Annotated in this window: 17 protein-coding genes; 5 read left to right on the top strand and 12 right to left on the bottom strand. The window is 54.3% G+C overall.

Annotation, left to right across the window (positions count from 1 at the left end; genetic code table 11):
• Positions 1-71 precede the first annotated feature (71 nt).
• Positions 72-1211 carry a glycosyltransferase gene (locus E2484_RS07495; protein WP_170977265.1) on the bottom strand — a complete coding sequence of 380 codons (1140 nt, stop codon included), beginning with the start codon at positions 1209-1211 and terminating at the stop codon, positions 72-74.
• A 386-nt stretch (positions 1212-1597) separates the two neighbouring features.
• Here E2484_RS07495 and E2484_RS07490 point away from each other — a divergent pair, with 386 nt between their 5' ends.
• Complete coding sequence (locus E2484_RS07490) at positions 1598-1999, top strand: hypothetical protein (protein ID WP_137284584.1); 402 nt, start codon at positions 1598-1600, stop codon at positions 1997-1999.
• Positions 2000-2699: 700 nt separating this feature from the next.
• On the opposite strand, the gene E2484_RS25425 is transcribed toward E2484_RS07490, so the two are convergent.
• The 4 genes from E2484_RS25425 to E2484_RS25410 all read right to left on the bottom strand — a co-directional run bounded on the left by E2484_RS25425 (position 2700) and on the right by E2484_RS25410 (position 3925).
• Positions 2700-2849, bottom strand: a complete 150-nt coding sequence (locus tag E2484_RS25425) for a hypothetical protein (RefSeq protein WP_321112083.1) — start codon at positions 2847-2849, stop codon at positions 2700-2702.
• A gap of 138 nt (positions 2850-2987) precedes the next feature.
• A complete protein-coding gene (locus E2484_RS25420) occupies positions 2988-3179 on the bottom strand; it encodes a hypothetical protein (protein ID WP_321112081.1) in 192 nt (63 codons plus the stop codon).
• Complete coding sequence (locus E2484_RS25415; protein ID WP_321112079.1) at positions 3155-3652, bottom strand: Cdc6/Cdc18 family protein; 498 nt, start codon at positions 3650-3652, stop codon at positions 3155-3157. Before E2484_RS25415 ends, E2484_RS25420 begins: the two co-directional genes overlap by 25 nt.
• A gap of 66 nt (positions 3653-3718) precedes the next feature.
• Positions 3719-3925 carry a hypothetical protein gene (locus tag E2484_RS25410; protein ID WP_321112077.1) on the bottom strand — a complete coding sequence of 69 codons (207 nt, stop codon included), beginning with the start codon at positions 3923-3925 and terminating at the stop codon, positions 3719-3721.
• Positions 3926-4084: 159 nt separating this feature from the next.
• On the opposite strand from E2484_RS25410, the gene E2484_RS07475 reads away from it, so the two are divergent.
• From E2484_RS07475 to E2484_RS07465, 3 genes are all read left to right on the top strand, one after another.
• Positions 4085-4618, top strand: coding sequence for a hypothetical protein (locus tag E2484_RS07475; protein ID WP_137284583.1), 534 nt, complete (start codon positions 4085-4087; stop codon positions 4616-4618).
• Positions 4619-4620: 2 nt separating this feature from the next.
• Positions 4621-5118 carry a metal-dependent hydrolase gene (locus E2484_RS07470; RefSeq protein WP_137284582.1) on the top strand — a complete coding sequence of 166 codons (498 nt, stop codon included), beginning with the start codon at positions 4621-4623 and terminating at the stop codon, positions 5116-5118.
• A 260-nt stretch (positions 5119-5378) separates the two neighbouring features.
• Positions 5379-5777, top strand: a complete 399-nt coding sequence (locus E2484_RS07465) for a hypothetical protein (protein WP_321112075.1) — start codon at positions 5379-5381, stop codon at positions 5775-5777.
• On the opposite strand, the gene E2484_RS07460 is transcribed toward E2484_RS07465, so the two are convergent.
• Together E2484_RS07460 and E2484_RS07455 are read right to left on the bottom strand one after the other, a co-directional pair.
• On the bottom strand, positions 5778-6890 hold the full coding sequence (locus E2484_RS07460; RefSeq protein WP_321112073.1) for a glycosyltransferase family 4 protein: 1113 nt from the start codon (positions 6888-6890) through the stop codon (positions 5778-5780).
• Positions 6891-6907: 17 nt separating this feature from the next.
• Positions 6908-8164: a sulfatase gene (locus E2484_RS07455; RefSeq protein WP_137284580.1), complete on the bottom strand. Its 1257-nt coding sequence runs from the start codon at positions 8162-8164 to the stop codon at positions 6908-6910.
• Between the two features lie 117 nt (positions 8165-8281).
• On the opposite strand from E2484_RS07455, the gene E2484_RS07450 reads away from it, so the two are divergent.
• Positions 8282-9439: a glycosyltransferase family 4 protein gene (locus E2484_RS07450; RefSeq protein ID WP_137284579.1), complete on the top strand. Its 1158-nt coding sequence runs from the start codon at positions 8282-8284 to the stop codon at positions 9437-9439.
• An 870-nt stretch (positions 9440-10309) separates the two neighbouring features.
• On the opposite strand, the gene E2484_RS07440 is transcribed toward E2484_RS07450, so the two are convergent.
• From E2484_RS07440 to E2484_RS07420, 5 genes are all read right to left on the bottom strand, one after another.
• Positions 10310-11101 carry a hypothetical protein gene (locus E2484_RS07440; protein ID WP_137284577.1) on the bottom strand — a complete coding sequence of 264 codons (792 nt, stop codon included), beginning with the start codon at positions 11099-11101 and terminating at the stop codon, positions 10310-10312.
• Positions 11102-11147: 46 nt separating this feature from the next.
• Positions 11148-11522 carry a PPC domain-containing DNA-binding protein gene (locus E2484_RS07435; protein ID WP_321112070.1) on the bottom strand — a complete coding sequence of 125 codons (375 nt, stop codon included), beginning with the start codon at positions 11520-11522 and terminating at the stop codon, positions 11148-11150.
• Positions 11523-11869: 347 nt separating this feature from the next.
• Positions 11870-12445 carry a metal-dependent hydrolase gene (locus E2484_RS07430; protein ID WP_137284576.1) on the bottom strand — a complete coding sequence of 192 codons (576 nt, stop codon included), beginning with the start codon at positions 12443-12445 and terminating at the stop codon, positions 11870-11872.
• Positions 12446-12617: 172 nt separating this feature from the next.
• Positions 12618-13733 carry an ABC transporter ATP-binding protein gene (locus E2484_RS07425; protein ID WP_137284575.1) on the bottom strand — a complete coding sequence of 372 codons (1116 nt, stop codon included), beginning with the start codon at positions 13731-13733 and terminating at the stop codon, positions 12618-12620.
• Between the two features lie 30 nt (positions 13734-13763).
• The gene (locus E2484_RS07420) at positions 13764-14645 is read right to left on the bottom strand and encodes a carbohydrate ABC transporter permease (protein ID WP_137284574.1); all 882 of its coding nucleotides are present in this window, start codon (positions 14643-14645) and stop codon (positions 13764-13766) included.

Raw genomic sequence — 14645 nt, 5'->3', positions numbered from 1 at the left:
TCTTCTGTCCAAGTTTTGATTATGGCTATACTTTCGAAACCGTATTGTTTTAATACTTAAATTTAACTCTCTCAACACTCATCATAAATACTTCGGCTATCCGATATTATATCCAAGTATTTTTTAGCAATATTATCTGACTGGAAATCCATCGATCTATTTTTCAACTTATTGTCTGGTATTTTATCACCGTTGATTGTTTGAGTAATAGCTTCAGCCATTCTTCCTTCGTCTCTCACAGGTACTAGTCTTCCATATTCCCCTCTTGCTAGTATCTCACTTGGTCCACTGTGACAATCTGTGGAAACTACAGGACATTCACACGCAAGAGCTTCTACTATGACGTTCCCAAAACCCTCCCAAGCGGATGAAAGTACGAAAACTGAAGATTGACTCATATATTTGTAAGGGTTATCAACATTACCAGGCATGCATAAATATTCCTCTATCCCTAGATCTTCAGCTAATGTTTTTAGCTTTTCTCGTTCTTTTCCTTCACCTAATATTAGTAATTTGGCATCGATGTTAGAACGTACAAGGGCAAACGCCTTTAGAAGTGTTTCAAAATTCTTTTGAGGATGTAGTCGTCCAACGCCCAAAACGACCGGAGTTTGTTCGTTTTGGAACCAGTGATGATCAATAGGTTCCGTCGCTTTTTTGAGAAGTTTGTTAGTTACTACGGGATTGTAAATCACAGATATCTTTTTTTCTTGTACCCTAATCTCATCTTGCAGACTTTTAGAAACCCCTTCAGAGATAGCGATAATATGGTCAGCATACGGATAAAGAATACGCATTAAATTCTTAAGGGTTTTTCTCTTGTGTATAGGGTGCTGATTCAACGACCTTGAAATATGGTTACGCTCACTTACAATCATAGTTGGTGAATGACTAGCCAGAAGTTTTGCGGAAATTGCTGTAATATTCGTATGCTTCATCAGTGAAAGAACAATATCAGGACGGTGATCATCAATGTATTGAGATAGTCTCCGTACGCAGAATGGCAACGGGAATTTGTCAATATCAAATTCCAATTCTTCTACACTGACGTTACTCCCTACCTTCTTTGCCAATCCACCCTTATTTCTTGCCACTACTAACTCTACGTTGACACTCATATCAGCAAATTCGCTTGAGAGATTTATCGCCATTTGTTCAGCACCACCTACACTGAATGACGGAATGAAAATTGAGATATCATCTACACTCATCGTTCTCGCTGGAAAGAACCCCTTATAGGATAAAATAGTTTTGAAGAGAAGTAACCCTTGATATCGATTCATCATTGATCACAGTATTTTTAAATTATTCGTAGTATGAATTTTAAGGCCCCCTCTTCGGACCATACCATTTTCTGTGTAGAAATCACGAGCCAAAGAATTAGTTCAGCATCACCACGTCAAGCCTTCGTAGATGAGTCCCGACCGGGACTCGATAGTCCGTCGGCCATCGATAACAATTGGTTCAGCCATCGTATTAGATTCCGAATCTAACATCGCAAACTCGTCCCAACCAGTTACGACAAGCGCTGCATACACTCCGTCAAGGGCGTCGGCTGCCGATGACGTATACTCAATCTCCGGGAAGTGAGCCATGCATGTTCTCGGTCGCAGCCGGCTCGTACGCCACCACCTCTGCTTCGCGCCTCCTGTGCGGCCTTGACCAGTTCGAAGTCGTCCGCCATCTCGTTGAGGTCCTCGTTCTTAAGCAGTTTGTGATACTGGCCGCCCAGATAGCCGAGCATCCTGATCCACCGAATCAGCATGCGCTCGTCGTCGTGGTCCGCAACGTCGTAGTCGTCGATAGGGTCGGCCACGGCCTAGATCTGGGCGGACAGCGTCGAGAGGTCCTGTTCGCGCTCGGTCTGCGATGGAGGGTCCTCACGCATGATCGTTCACCACCGGAGCGATACGGACGACCGAGCGACTACGCAGCAGTTCAGGGGCATCCATGGGAGTCGAGGGCTGGCGAATCATATACGATCGGGGCGACGGACTGATGGCCCGCACGAACGCGTCACGTGACACGTGGGGCCGTGGGTGGTCATACAAGACGTATTATGCTGGCCGGACAATAAATCTCGGCTAACCGTAGTGAAAGAGAACGTAGAACACCAGCGGCCCAGGGTCAACGTCCGCCGCCGTGTTGCCATTACTTTTCCCTCTTCCCCGCGGTAGGCACCGCGACCGCCAGCTAAGGGGTGAGCGCCACCTCGGACACTCGTATATACGAGGCTCGCAAAGGAAATGACCACGAGAACCATGCGCAACGCAGAGTCCGAACAATTGATAGCAGTGTCGTCGCACAGCCAGGCGACAATCCCGACGGAGTTCCGAAAGCAGTTGGGCATCGACACCCCCCGGGTGAGTGAAGTTCGTCCGGACGACCGAGGGTGAGATTATGGTCCGGCCCAGCCGCTCGGTCACCGATCTCCATAGGGTCTTGGAGGGGAAGACCGACGACCGGGGCCGCTCGGCAGTTGAACACCTCCGAGCAGAACACGACTAGGACAACGTTAGCGAAGCGGCGGTGCGCCAGCGCTTGGTACGTCGTTCGCCCGTGAGACCGCAGCCCAAGTCGACGGGGTGTTGTTCGTCGGTGCTGAGGACGACTACGACGCCGATACTAACATCCCGGTGACACGGGGTCGGACAGACAGGACGTAGCCTCCGCGTGTACAACCGTGTCTGGTACTGGCCTTATTCCCCCGTCTCCGCATCGTCACTGGTAACTTGCTCCACGAACTGTGACTGGGCGTCCCGGACCCATTGTAGGTCGAACGTGTTCTGAATCTGTTTCACCCGTCCGTCGCTTCCCCGCGAATCGATCCACGTCTCGACCAGCCCCATCGTTTCGAGGTCAGTTAGAATCTAGCGAATCGCCCGTTCGCCGAGCCGATAGTCCTCGGGGACTTCCTCACTCTGGACGACGTCGGCGATCTTTGCTGTCGTCACAGGCTGGGTGATTTCGCCAGTGGAGGTGTCGTCTCATCCCGTCACGGCAGCAAGGACATGGAGGTGATTGAATGGGAGCTGAGTGAGCTTCTCGATCGTCGCCGCCTTCTCGGTCGCACCGAGGTTCTCGTCAAGACACTCGCGCGTGACCGTCTCCAGCTCGCGCTCTGTCGCGGTTTCGCCCGCGTGCCGGAACAGCGTCAACGTCTTGCGCGCATCGCCCATTGATTGGCGGCCCGCTGAATCTCGTATGTCCGGACATCCGACGGCAGTGCCCCATCCTGGAAGACACGCTCCAACCGCGGCCCTACGACCGCCGCCAGCGTATCCGCATCGTAGGGCGGGAGGAACACCTCCTCGCCGCCCATCGCGCGCTGCACCCGGCTATCGAGCCGCAAATCCACCTCCAGCAACTCATTGCTTACGAGAAACACCGAGAGGTTCAGCCCCCGTGCGAGTTTCCCTTCGCCGCGCAACAGCCGATAGAAGAAGTCGTTCAGGTCGTAGTGGGAGTCGTGCTGGATATGGTCGATTTCGTCCAGAATCAACACCGTCCACTCGGGATACGACTCTAATACGTTCCAGATCGCCGTAAAGACGCCGTCGAGACCTTCGTAGGCCTTCTTCTGCTCGCCGGTGAGCGCCAGTAGGATCTCGTTGGCGGCACTGAACAGCGTCCGATACTCCTTGAGGTTCACGTACTCGAACCCGAACGGCTCCGTCCGGTCAGCGAACTCCCGACAGAGCCGCCGGGTGGTCAGCGTCTACCCGGTCCCTGGCGGCCCGTGAATCAAGACTGACGTCGGAAGGTAGCCCTCATGGAGGCCGTTCAACAGGCGTGCCAGTTGCTGTTCCTGGGCGTCGCATGCCACCATCTCGTCTGGCTCTGCTAACTGGTCAAGCGCCCCTTTGTCGGCGAACACGCTGTCGCCCGGCGACGTCGCGTCGAAGAGGTCATCGTACCGTGTCATGAAGCTTGACAAATCGACTCCAGCGGAAACACGAGTGTCTATGGCGGGTAGTTAATGCTTGTGCCAGCTTCGAACCAACCACAGGGGAGAACAAGACCCTCGATTGCAGCCCAAACAGTAACTAAAAAGACACTGTATCCGAGATAGCGATAACATACCATGTTCCGGACGCTTCACAGTCGTACTCTGGCTATTTTTGGGCTGTTAGCGCTCCTGTTTGGCCTCGCCGTCTGGTATGGGTCGCTCGGCCCCGCGCCCGCACTAGGCGACTATCCCGACCAAGAGCATCTTGCCACCGACTACAATTACTATCTCGATAGCCAAGTGACAGTCAGCGGTCGTATTGTCACCACCGACCCCGTCACAATTGTCGCAGAATACGGCGCTGACGATACAATTCAACTGACCATCGTCGACTTGGCTGTCTCTCCGTCCGTCGGAGATAAGCTCCGGGTCTACGGGATCGTCAAACCGGACCAGAGTATCCGTGCAATCAATGCCTTCACTGTCCCCCAACGAGGCCTCGGGTATACGTGGACCGTCTCGTTCCTCGCGGGCCTCTGGGTGCTAGCGCGACTTATCAGGTATTGGCAGTTCGACCCAACCGACTGGACGCTCACAACACGACATACGCCTATACTGTCACATTACCTGACCCGTATTCGAACACACATCCCCTATATCCGCGACTAACAATGCCCGATCTCCTTGCCCACGCCCTCATTGCGTACACGATCGCCCGCCTGCTGTCGTGGCGCTACGACTGGCTATCGTCTGCCTCTGTGACGGTCGTCATGGCGGGCGCATTCATTCCGGACCTAATGAAGATGAGACTACTTATCAGAAGCGGTACTGTCGAACACCTCCTTGGTTTGCCGTTTTCTTGGAGTGTATTCCATACGGCTGGCGGCACGCTCGTTGCTATTCTTATTGGTGTCGTCATTGTCGATCCCAATAAACGGCAACGTATCTTCGCCCTCTTGAGTATCGGTGCAGCCTCGCACTTGCTTGTTGACGGATTGCTTCTCACCCCATCTGGACACTCATATGCGATGTTCTGGCCGTTGACCCGCTATCATCCGCCAACACCGGGCTGGTACCTTAGTACCCAACCTGGTCCAACCATCGTTACTTTAATCGTGGCAATGGGAATCTGGCTATTGACATGCATTCGCCGCCGCAAGATGTCATAAATTAAATTGGAAGAGTGAAACAATCACACCCAAATATTCCGTCCATTATCGGCAATCCTAACATACACTGGTCGCTCCCAGCAGTAACCGCTGGACGACTCTAAACTACCTCATAGACGTCACCCTTCTCGGACGGGGAGCGCACTACCGTTGCTGGACCATCTACCAACCGGTGAGCTACTACCATCGATGAGACCCAGCTGTTTCATGAGCGACTCAAAGATGTCCGTGACCCGGACGGCAACCTCGTCTTTGACGCGGTGAAACCACGGGAGGAGGTTTACGAGGGTAAACACCTTGAAGACGCTCCCGATATTGTCTTGTTCCCTCGGGAGTACCGTTACGACGTTAGCGGGTCAATCCTCGATACGTTCCGCAAGTACCCTCACAAGAACCACAAGCCGAACGGGATTTTAATCTCGAATCGCCCGCTCGATGAAGTCACTCACCCCAAAATATACGACATCGCGCCGACTGTTGCGGCAGAATTAGGGATTCCCGTTGATAGCAATACGGATGGGCGGGTTCTCACGAATACCGACGAGGAAGTTGAACGCGAAGACTGGGATACCTTGGCTGGGGACTATATCTGTACACAATCCCAACAAGATACGTCAAGTGTTGAGGACCGTCTGGCCGACCTCGGCTATATGGAGTAGTCAGTCAAGGTCCTGATATAGGTCGTACGTCCGATCAGCCATGCCTTCCCAGGAGTACTGCTCCTCGACCAGTTCGCGAGCATTCTGCCCCCATTCTCGTGCACGGTCGACATCCTCTAGCGCAAGTCGTATTGCACTCGCAAGCTCGTCGGGGGATTTTGGGGGAACGAGATAGCCTGTTTCGTCATGGTCCACGAACTCTTCGATACCCTCTACGGACGATGCAATTACGGGTGTACTTGCAGCCCACGCCTCGAGGAGCGTGAGCGGATGTCCCTCCCAAACTGAAGGGAGGACGAACACACCAGCAGACGCATAGTACTGCGGAATCATTTCGTCGGAAACACGCCCCTCGAACGAAATACGATCGGAGAGGCCGAGATTTCCAACTTGTTTTTCCAGTGCTTCTCGCTTCGGGCCCGTACCAACTATCCGAAGCGTCGAATCCGGAAACTCGTCCGCAACTCGTGCAAAGGCAGTAATGAGGTCAGTAACGCGTTTTTTCGGGGCGAGGCGACCGAGAAACAGCACGTCTTGGGTTCGCCCGGCTTCTACGGCAAACCGATCGAGATCGACACCGTTTGGAATCGCCCGTACATCCTCATGATCAGTCTCTAGGAGATCAACGTGTTCGTGGTTCACTGAAATGACCGTATCGTAATCAAAGCCGAGTACGAACTGCTTCTCTATCCGTCTTTTCACGCTCGCGAGCACGGATTCGTCGCGCCCAACTCCGGACGTTAGCGCAGTCCCATGCACCGTAAATACGGTCGGGACTCCAGAGAGAAGTCCGGAGACACGAGTCGGAACGGCAGGTAGAAACGTATGCCCATGAATTACATCGTAATCCCCATGGAGTAACTGTGGAATCAACGTAATCATCGTCGACATACGCCCGATCGCATCCCAGTATTCTGTACATGGACCCAATCTGTTGACGGTCACTTGCCCTGATTGATACTGCTCGGTGTCTGTGTACTGCTCACCATCTTTCTCTAACGCCCTGGTGTAGATGTCGACGGTACAGTCGTGGTGCTTTGCGAGGGCAATTGCGAGTTCCTTCACGTGGACGGGTCCACCCCCAGTACGCGGCCACCAGTCGTCTTGAATCATCGCGATGCGCATCGGGATTACTCCGTGTACCCCAGCGCACTTAGTCGCCGCTCAATCTCTTCGTCGACTTTCTCGTCTGCCGTAACATCATCACCATTCTCGGCACAAACTCGCGCCTCGATATGTGCTTCCAACTCCGATCGGAGCGACTGATCCGACACCCCATCGAACTTCAGCGCTCCACCTTCACAGTTGCGTTCACAGAAACACGCCTCCTCCCGCGTCCGGACTGCATACCGCCGGAAGTGGCTATGTTCGTCCTCGCCGCGCGCTTGCGAGAAAATACGTCTGTCGTCCGCAATCGAGTCAAGAAGCGAGATTCCGTCTTCGTCACCCAGTCCTGTCTTTATCGTCGCTGCGACGTCCAGCGTACTCACGGGCGTGTCCACGGTATCGCTTGCGCCGCCAGGCGGCCGCACGAATAGCGGCACGTGCGTGATTTCGTCGTGCAAGTATCGTGGATGCTCGTAGTAGCCGTGTTCGCCGAACGCGTCCCCGTGGTCGGCCGTCACGACTACCAGCGACTCCTCCAGCAATCCACGCTCCCGAAGCGCGTCTATGAACTCCCCGAGGTACTTGTCGTTGTACCGAATCTCGGCATCGTAGAGGTCCACCAGCAGCTGCCGTTCGTCGTCGGTAATCGACTCAGGGTCGTCGATGGCACGCTGGTACAGCGACTGCGCGTCTCGGCCGGACAAGCCGTGATCTGCATATAGCGTTGCATACTCGCCGGGCGGCTCGTAGGGCCCGTGTGTGTCCATGTAGTGGTTCCAGAGGAAGAACGACTCCTCGACGTCTAGGGAATCAAGCCAGTCCAGCGAGCGCTCGTTAATCTCATCAGCGCGAGCGTAGTGTCGATTCCGGATTTTATCGAGGGCCCGTTGAGCGAGCGCGATAACCTTGTGTTGGCCTAAATGGAGGTCGTCATCAAAGTGGTCGAATCCTTGACCAAACCCATATGCTCGCGAGACAAACGGGTTCGAGTGAAAGCCTGCCGTCGCAAAGCCCTCCTTGGAGAGCGTCGATGCGATCGTGTCTGTCGCTAAATGATACCCCGAATCAACAGCGACATCAGGGTACTCCCCGGTCAACAGTGCCGGCACCGCCTCACGTGTGTGCGAGCTCGCGCTGTAAGCGTTCGTGAATCGGAGGCTCTCCTCGGCGAGTTCATCGAGGACAGGAGAGGTCTCCCGCTCATAACCATAACAGGAGAGGTGGTCCGCTCTAAGGGCATCTGCAGTAAGGAGGACCACATTGTTCCAGTCGTCAGTCATTGTGTCCAACGCTCTACCAGGAATACTTATAATTTTAGAATCGAATAGGGAGCTGACTCATCTACCATCACTAATAATCGAAAGAACATTAAACGAGTAGTATTAGTGGCTCAAGTGATGGATATCGCCTTTGTCTCAAATGTTGTCTACCCCTTTGTGAAAGGTGGCGCCGAGAAAAGAGTTCACGAAATTGGTACACGTCTTGTTGACCGTGGCCATGATGTCACAGTCTACGGGCGCCAGTTCTGGGACGGACCAACTGAGACTACCTACGAGGGCCTTACACTCCGTGCAGTAGCTCCTGCTGCTGAACTCTACGAGGATGAGGGTCGACGGTCTATCACGGAAGCCATCGACTTCGCCGCACGCCTTATACCGAAACTTCGCCGCCGAATTGCCGACCACGACCTCGTCGTTGCCTCTGTCTTTCCCTACTTTCCCGTTCTCTCATCGAAACTCGCTAGTCTCGGTACAGACATCCCTGTGGTAACAACATGGCATGAAGTCTGGCAGGACTATTGGAACGATTACCTTGGATACCTCGGCCCTTGCGGAAAACTCGTCGAGTTTCTCACCGCACGTACCCCACAACATCCAATCGCCGTCTCGAGTGTCACTGCCGATCGCCTCACCGAGCTTGGACCATCCCGCGACGAGATCGAAGTAGTCCCGAACGGCATCAACATTGACCAGATTCAGTCAGCTTCAGTTCCCGAGATAGCACTCCGTGCTGACGGGGGAACAGGATTTGATGTACTCTTTGCCGGGCGACTCATTGCCGACAAACGGGTCGACATTCTCCTTGATGCATTTGATCGAGCCGCCAATCACTGCGACGCAACGCTGGGTATCATCGGTGATGGCCCAGAAGCTGATCGACTCCAACAGAAGGCCCAGAACCTCGAGCATGCAGACCGTGTTACTTTCCTTGGGTTCCTTGACGAGTACGAGGACGTCCTCGGACACATGCAAGCCGCAGACATATTCGCTTCACCCTCGACCCGTGAGGGATTCGGTATTACGTACGCCGAGGCGATGGCCGCAGGTTGTACTGTTATCGCCGCTAACCATCCCGAGTCTGCTGCTAGTGAGGTAATTGGAGATGCAGGGTATCTCGTACAACCCACTGTTGATGGTGTCACAGAGGCGCTCCACCGTGCGTTGGCTGGTGAGACACTCCCCGTATCACCACAAGAACGGGCTCAAAAGTTTGACTGGGACCAGATCGCCGATCAAGCAGAATCAGTATATCGCCAAGCAATCAATACCGTGTAGCTAGTCAACCGTATTCCTAAAGAACATCCTCCTCTACGCCTAAAATCCGGTCTTAGACGCTAAGAAAAGCAATGCTTTCTGTAATAGCAGGTCTTTCGAATCCCCCACAAAGCATTCATAACCTGTATCGGAATAGGAGGGTATCCGCCGGTAGACTCTCAACTGATACGGCCTTAATATTCATGTCACTGGCACTTACTCATTTTGCGTTTGGCGCGATTTGTGCCACGCTTATCATCTCATACGGATTGCCCGCCCAGAAATATTCTCGGACACTAATCATCGCCAGCGGTATCTGGGCGATGCTTCCGGACTTTCATTGGGTAGTTCCAATTTTCGAGGCAAAGTTCCGGGCTGCCCATAGCTCCGTCCTCGCCAACCTCTTCTGGTTCCATCAACTGTTCGATGTCGCAGACCCGATGGATTCACAACGACTTGCCGCGGTCATGCTTGGCGTTCTCCTCCTAGTTACGTTGCTTGCTGAAGAGCGAACGTATCTTCCCGACGAACGATTCGGTCGAGGATAGCCTATAAGATATCAAGTTATCTAAGTCTGTTTGATCGACCTACTTGTTCACAGGCGAGTGTGATGAGCTGAACACGACCGCCCTCCGCGGATTCTCCAGAAAATAGTAACTGGAAAGTTGTTAGTCTTCGAGCCTCCAAGCGAGAGTAAAATGTCCCGTTCGACTAGTCGGAGCCGGCGGAGCTTCGAGAGGTATGGCCCGAGCGTATTGGAGTCGACACCCGCGAAGTCGGCAATCTCGTTCGCCTCGCGCTTTGAGGTTTCAATCCCCACTCAGCGGGAATTAGAGACACACTGGCAGATTCCCGGCTTCGCTGCGTGATGGACTGAAGCGTGGTCAGTAATCAACGGTCCTGATCGATACCATCTGCCCATTTATTGTCGGCCTCGACAGGTGTGACGGCACGGGCCAGTTGCTCGTCCGTGTATTCGCGGTCATCCAATTTCATGCTTCGAAGCCGCCACTGGCGACTGAGTTCCGGTTCGCCTTCAGGGCCAACCCTAGCGCCATGGGTCCTGAAGAAAGCCCCGTCGCGGCCCCGCTTTTTCCCTTCGTACGTGTGCTGGTCGAATACGGCGTCGTACTTTCCATTGGGCTCCAGTTCATCAACTGGGGATTTGTATCGCGGTTCCCTTCCGTCCTCGCGTGCGGCGACCTGTTCGTCCGCGAGTTCTCCGAAGTACTCGTCGGCGTGAGCTGACTCGCGTGAAGAGGGTGCTCTCGCGGCTGCAAGTGCGGCGTGGACCGCACACAGTCGCCCACGCCAAGAGTCTACTGACCAGCGCTCGTGCGCTAGCTCCTCATAACGACTAATGGTAAGTGCTACTTCGTGGCCAGCCCGGAGATCCTCAACGACGTAGAGGTTGACTCGGTCCCAGAAATTCCAGGCATAGCCAGAGCGTACGAGTTCCCAAGCGGCCCATGCGGCGGTTTGCTTGTCTGAACGCCGCACCGCTTTCTGAAGGAGACTGGAGACGACGTATCTGCTTACACCAGACTTCGTCTCGTTTTCGCCAAGTTGCTCGCCGAAGTCGTTGTACGCCGGACCATCCTCGCTGTCACGCTCCTCGTCTACATCGTCGTTCGTCCGCAACTCGCCGTCCGACCCGAACGTAGCTTGTCTTCGATCGTCCATACTCGTCGCACGCGTCCGACGATTGAAATAGGTAGCCGAGTCACGGCTAGAGGTCAAACACATCAAGTCCGGTTCGCTCATCAAGGTGATGGGTGAGTGGCGTCTCACCTTCGGTAATGAGGACTTCGAAGGTCCCGGAGACGGTTGCACCCGAGCAGTGACCGCCGAGTGACTCGAACGAATCGGTCGCCAATTGGATATGGGTATGAATCTTATCCGGTCCGATATTCCCGAGAAAACTCGTCACCTCGAACTGGCCTCTGAACTCCTCCTCGTTGTACTCCTGGGCGTCGACATCGTAATGGCCGAGTACGACTCGGTCAACCGCGCCGATGCCCGTGAGGAATACCTGTTCGATATCGTATTCGTCACGCACCGTTGTGAGCGATTCAAGAACGTCATCACCAGGGTCGAGACGCACAACGATTCGGTCATCTTCCTATTTACAGTCCATGATATTAGTCGCTACAATGACCTAGATTCACTTTGTTCTACTGTTGGCTAAATAATTTGCTTATCGATATATACAGTATAACACGGTTAGAGCAAGTGACTGTCTACGACTTTGTGGACAGTCAAAAACAGACCAGGAATGGGAAGACGTGATCCGTGGCCCGGCCATGTCGTCTAGAACTCAGTCTTGCCATACCCGGTCTTAGACGCCACAATACGGGGGAACAGCCGTATTGGTGGGAATCGCGATGAACTACGTACGTGCGATACGACCAGTTTGAGAGTGCAGGTGAGTTGGTTGGCCTCGTTTTAACCTTAGACAACCTGCTTAAGCCGATTGCGCACACCTTGTCGAACCTCCGTAACACCGGGCATCCCGGTCGCTATCCAGACGGCAATGGCCACGCCAAGTAGGACGAACTGAGCTACCATGTAGGGGTCGAGCGTTAATTCCACGAAATGTTCGTAGAAGGAACTGTCGTTAGGGTAGGGTGGTGATGGAAGCAGCGGCCAGAGGAGATACGTCGTCCACTCCATCTGGCTCACGTCACCCTTCAGAAGCCCGAACACGACTGTGGGGCCGAGGTCGACGAGACTGTGCGAGAGATAGCCGACCCCAAACGCAATGGCGGCTTCTTCGCGACGCAGTCGCCGGCCAATCTGATACGCAATCCCGATGATGAGCGTGGCGGTGATGAGCGAGTGAGCGAACGATCGACCAGAAGGCAGCACAGCCATACTCCACGCAAGCGGCTTGTCGATCAGATCGGGGAACTGGCTACCGAATCCAACGGCGAACAGCGTAAGCAGTGTCTGCTTGCCCGCGTCACGTACTTCGAGTAAGGCGACGTAACAGAGATAGCCGACCGCTAGATGTCCCCAGGGCCACATTACCGCCCCGTTTTCGGCGGGCCGTTGTGTGTCTTTCGTCTGTGAGCTCACATAACGGATTGACCCTATCCCGTCTGCGACAGCGCCACCTCACTTTCCAAATCACTGGTCGAGAGCAGCGCGAGAAACTCCACCGTGCACCAATCGGAGTCGCCGAACAGAAGCGGTCGGTTCAGTAGTTATCGGTTCTTGTTTGGGCGGACTGTGTTTCCTCGCGACCACTTGGAAGGGGTGGATTGTAGAGGGCAATCCCGTCACCACCGAAGAGATGAACCCTGTTGTTGCGGACCGAGAGCGCCACTTCGTCACCGACTTCGAAGTACTGACCAGCCGGAACCTGCGCAGCGACCTCGCCAACGCCGCTGACATTGACGTACACGATATTGTAGGGGCCGATGTGTTCGAAGACGTTGACCGTCCCGTGTGCACGGTCCTGTTGCGGGTTCGAGGTCAGCAGTATATCTTCGGGCCGAACACCGAGTTCGATCGGCGTTCCCTCCAATGTCCCCGGAACGTCGAATGTAAACGGCCCTGCAGTAAGCGTTCCGGATTGCTGTTCACAATGGAAGAAGTTCATCGAAGGACTACCGATGAATTCGGCGACAAATCGATTGACCGGCCGATTGTACGCGTCTTCCGGAGAGCTGAGCTGTTGAATAACGCCGTCGTTCAGGACGGCGATTCGGTCGCTCATGGTCATTGCTTCTTCTTGATCGTGGGTCACGTAGACTGTCGTCGTCCCGAGGTCCTGGTGAATTTTTTGAAGCTCTGCACGCAGTTCGATTCGGAGTTTCGCGTCGAGATTCGACAGCGGCTCGTCCATTAAAATGACATCTGGATTCCGCACGAGGCTTCGCCCCAAGGCAACACGTTGTTTCTGTCCACCGCTGAGTTCTTCAGGTTTCTTATCCAGATGGTCTTCGATCCCCAGCATCTCAGCGGTCTCGCTAATCCGGGTGTCGATCTCTTCTTGTGCGATGCCTTCGTCCTCAAGAGCGAAGGTCATGTTCCGGTGCCCGGTCATATGAGGGTACAGCGCATAGTTTTGGAAGACCATCGCGACACGCCGTTCCTGTGGGGACTTGTCCGTCACGTCGACACCGTCGAAGAGGATGGAGCCACTTGTCGGAATTTCGAGCCCCGTAATGCACCGGAGCATCGTGCTTTTCCCACACCCACTCGGGCCGACGAGCGTGAGAAACTCACCGGCCTCGATCGTAAGCGAGATATCGTCTACTGCGGTGAGATCACCGAACTGTTTCGTGAGGTTTCTGATTTCGACGTTCATGATTTTCGTGTTTGTTGATTCTGGTCGCTGTTAATCCTCGAATCCACCGGCAATGCCTTTGATGAACTTCTCTTGGGTGAACGCAAAGAGGACGATCACCGGGATCACGGCCAATGAACTGACAGCCATGAGTTGGTTGAGGACGACGCTCCCACGGTTCCCGAAGAATGTCGCCAGTCCAACGCTGATGGTGTACATCGGCGTGTCTTGCATAAAGACGAGCGCGAACAGGAACTCGTTCCACGAGAAGACGAACACGAAGACGCCAGCCGTCGCAACCCCTGGTTTTGCGAGGGGGAGAATCACGCGAAGGAACACCTTCCACTCGCTGATACCGCCGACGCGAGCCGCGTCTTCAAGGTTACTGGGAAGCGAGTTGAAGAACCCATAGAGCAGGAACACCGCAAAGCCAGTGAAGAGCATGACGTAGCACAGCGCAAGCCCAACATGCGTGTTAACGAGCCCCCAGTCGGAGAACATGACGAACAGCGGAAGGATGAGTGCCTGCGTGGGCACCATCAGCGTGCTGAGAAAGAGTAGTAGGAGAATTCGCGCACCGGGGAGGTCACGGCGTGACAGTGCATAGGCCGCAGGGGTCGCGATGACGAGGACGAACACCGTTGCTCCTGCGGAAATAAGGATGGTGTTCAGAAACCAGCGAACCCACAGGCCGTTCGTAAGTGCCTCCACGTACGGGAGTATCGACGGATCGACGGGAATGAGATTCGGGGGGAACCGGGTGACGGCTCGCCCCGTCTTGAGCGAGGTCGTGACCATCCAGTAGAACGGGAACACCACGAGGAGCGTGATGGAAAGCAACACGACGTACAGGAGACCCCGTTCCGTGACAGAGAGGTCGGAGTGCTCCTCGTCGGTATCACGAAGGATGGGTAGCCGTGAGCGGATTGCCAT

This window comes from Halorussus salinisoli, from assembly GCA_005239435.1.
GTDB lineage: Archaea > Halobacteriota > Halobacteria > Halobacteriales > Haladaptataceae > Halorussus > Halorussus salinisoli.
Note: the sequence above shows the minus strand (reverse complement) of the source record. Positions and strands in the feature narration are given on the sequence as shown.